We start from the raw sequence: 585 nt of genomic DNA, 5'->3' as shown, positions 1-585 counted from the left end.
TCCTCGTAATCCTTCCAGATGTGGCGCTGCACCGTTTTGACACAGTCTTTGGAACGGGTGCACAGATGGCGGGTGGGGCAGTTGGCACAGATCTTCGGGTCGCTTCGGTACTCCCGGTATCCGTCCCGGTTTGTGGTGCGGTAGGGCAGCGTCTGGTATTCTGGGCAAATCACGCAGTCATAGTACTCGTCATACACATACTTCCACCACTCGTGGCCGCCCTTCATCGTCTGGGGCCGCTTGTAGGCGGTGGAGAGCGCACGTCCATCTTCAAATACCTTTTTGCAGATATGCGGGGTCTTGTAGGCAGAATCGGCAACAATCGTCTCTACTTCCGGGAAATCTGCTGTCACACGGTCATAGACTTCATCAAAGGCCACGCTGTCATGTACATTTCCAGGGGTAATGACTGTCTCCAGAACAAATCCATGCTCGTCACAGGCTGTGTGAGCCTCATAGGCAAACTGCCGTTTGTGATCACCTTTCACGAATAACCCACTGTCCGGATCGGTCACGCTCCGCTTCACGGTGCGCAGCTTTTCCTTCTTCCGCCGGGCCAGCTTCTTCTTCGAGGTGTTGTCTCTG

1 protein-coding gene is annotated in these 585 nt (G+C 54.7%); it reads right to left on the bottom strand.

All coding sequences use genetic code 11. The annotated features are described in order from the left end of the window. On the bottom strand, window positions 1-585 hold a 585-nt coding region (locus ACTQ34_RS18125), incomplete at both ends, for a transposase (protein ID WP_441364989.1).

It is taken from the genome of Agathobaculum sp. LCP25S3_E8 (genome assembly GCF_052117165.1).
GTDB lineage: Bacteria > Bacillota > Clostridia > Oscillospirales > Butyricicoccaceae > Agathobaculum.
This window is presented reverse-complemented; position numbering and strand designations above follow the sequence as displayed.